The organism is Aedoeadaptatus acetigenes (assembly GCF_025566985.1).
In the GTDB taxonomy this organism is placed as follows: Bacteria; Bacillota; Clostridia; order Tissierellales; family Peptoniphilaceae; genus Aedoeadaptatus; species Aedoeadaptatus acetigenes.
This window is the reverse complement of sequence record NZ_JAOQJD010000028.1, coordinates 1-2,472: the sequence shown is the minus strand read 5'-3', so window position 1 is coordinate 2,472 and position 2,472 is coordinate 1. Positions and strand designations below refer to the sequence as shown.

Here is a 2,472-nt window from a genome sequence, read left to right as displayed (position 1 = left end):
CGGTACCACCGGATCACTAAGTCCTGCTTTCGCATCTGCTCCACTTGTCGGTGTCGCAGTTAAGCTTCCTTTTGCCTTTGCACTCTTCGCACGATTTCCGTCCGTGCTGAGGAAACCTTTGAACGCCTCCGTTACTTTTTGGGAGGCGACCGCCCCAGTCAAACTGCCCAACTGACAGTGTCCCTCTTCCGGATTCACGGAAGTAGGTTAGAATTCCAGAATGAATAGAGTGGTATCCCAAGGGCGACTCCCGAAACACTGGCGTGCTTCGTTCTCTGTCTCCCACCTATCCTGTACAGTCCATTCCGAAATCCAATATCAGCCTGCAGTAAAGCTCCATGGGGTCTTTCCGTCCTGTCGTGGGTAAGCGGCATCTTTACCGCTACTACAATTTCACCGGATCCTTTGTTGAGACAGTGCCCAAATCGTTACACCTTTCGTGCGGGTCGGAACTTACCCGACAAGGAATTTCGCTACCTTAGGACCGTTATAGTTACGGCCGCCGTTTACTGGGGCTTCAGTTCGAAGCTTCGCTTGCGCTAACTTTTTCCCTTAACCTTCCAGCACCGGGCAGGTGTCAGCCCCTATACTTCGTCTTTCGACTTCGCAGAGACTTGTGTTTTTGGTAAACAGTCGCTTGGGCCTTTTCACTGCGGCCATGTTTCCATGGCTCCCCTTCTCCCGAAGTTACGGGGTCATTTTGCCGAGTTCCTTAACAAAGGTTTTTCCGCTCGTCTTAGGATTCTCTCCTCACCTACCTGTGTCGGTTTACGGTACGGGCGACAAGACGCGAATAGTGGCTTTTCTTGGCAGTATGGATTCGGCTCCTTCTCTACTTATTTTCGATCCGCATCACACGTCAGACTTCACGAGAAGCGGATTTGCCTACTTCTCATCCTTGGTGCTTGCACGCCTCACCAACCGGGCGCTGCGCTTATCCTTCTGCGTCCCCACATCTTCATTGCGTTTGTCGGTACAGGAATCTCCACCTGTTGTCCATCGACTACGCCTTTCGGCCTCGCCTTAGGTCCCGACTTACCCTGAGTGGACGAGCCTTCCTCAGGAAACCTTGGGTTTTCGACGGGTGAGATTCTCACTCACCTCTCGCTACTCATGCCAGCATTCTCTCTTCTGTACACTCCACAAGGCCTTACGGCTTTTGCTTCGTCGCGTACACAATGCTCCTCTACCAATCCATATGGATTCCACGGCTTCGGTATCGTGTTTAGCCCCGGTTATCTTCGGCGCAGAGTCACTTGACTAGTGAGCTATTACGCACTCTTTCAATGTATGGCTGCTTCTAAGCCAACATCCTAGTTGTCTCAGTAACTCCACATCCTTTTCCACTTAACACGAATTTTGGGACCTTAGCCGGTGGTCTGGGCTGTTTCCCTTTCGACTATGAAGCTCATCCCACATAGTCTGACTCCGGAGGATACTGTCTTCGGTATTCGGAGTTTGATAGGTCGCGGTAACTTGGTAAAGTCCCTTGACCATTCAGTGCTCTACCCCCGAGACATTGCCTTCCAGGCTAGCCCTAAAGCTATTTCGAGGAGAACCAGCTATCTCCGCGTTCGTTTGGCTTTTCACCCCTATCCACAGGTCATCCGATAACTTTTAAACGTTACCCGGTTCGAGCCTCCATTGAATTTTACTTCAACTTCACTCTGCCCATGGATAGATCACGCGGTTTCGGGTCTATGACCTACAACTCTTCGCCCTGTTCAGACTCGCTTTCGCTGCGGCTTCGATGCATAACATCTTAACCTCGCTGAAAATCATAACTCGCTGGCCCGTTCTACAAAAAGTACACGATCATGGTACGAAACCACTTTCGCTGCTTGTAAACATCCGGTTTCAGATTCTATTTCACTCCCCTCCCGGGGTTCTTTTCACCTTTCCCTCACGGTACTTATGCACTATCGGTCACCAAGGAGTATTTAGCCTTAGGGGGTGGTCCCCCTGTATTCCCACCGGGTTTCACGTGCCCTGTGGTACTCGTTTAGAGTGGCATACCTTCACTTCGCATACGGGACTGTTACCCCCTGTGGTCGATTGTTCCAAATCGTTCTGCTCGCTACATATGCCGTATCTCAAGTTGGGCTCTACCCCGTTCGCTCGCCGCTACTTGGAGTATCGAGGTTTCTTTCTTTTCCTCGGGGTACTTAGATGTTTCAGTTCCCCCGGTATTCCTTTCATACGCTATGAATTCACGCATGAATGCTGAGAGTTTGTCTCAGCGGGTTTCCCCATTCGGAAATCTGTGGATCGATGTGTATTTGCCACTCCCCACAGCTTTTCGCAGCTTATCGCGTCCTTCATCGGCTCTTGGTGCCAAGGCATCCACCGGATGCTCTTTCTAACTTGACCTTACGATCTATTTCGTTGAAATTGTAATCTTAAATTTAAATTTGAAGATTTGATTTTACGATGTTCTCGTTTTTGATTGTATATGCAATTGTCTTGGTTCAA

The 2,472-nt window shown here is 49.9% G+C and carries 1 rRNA gene (only partly in view); it reads right to left on the bottom strand.

The window, feature by feature from the left end:
- Positions 1–2,370 (bottom strand): 23S ribosomal RNA (locus OCV31_RS09565) (it extends 521 nt beyond the left edge of the window).
- Positions 2,371–2,472 lie beyond the last annotated feature (102 nt).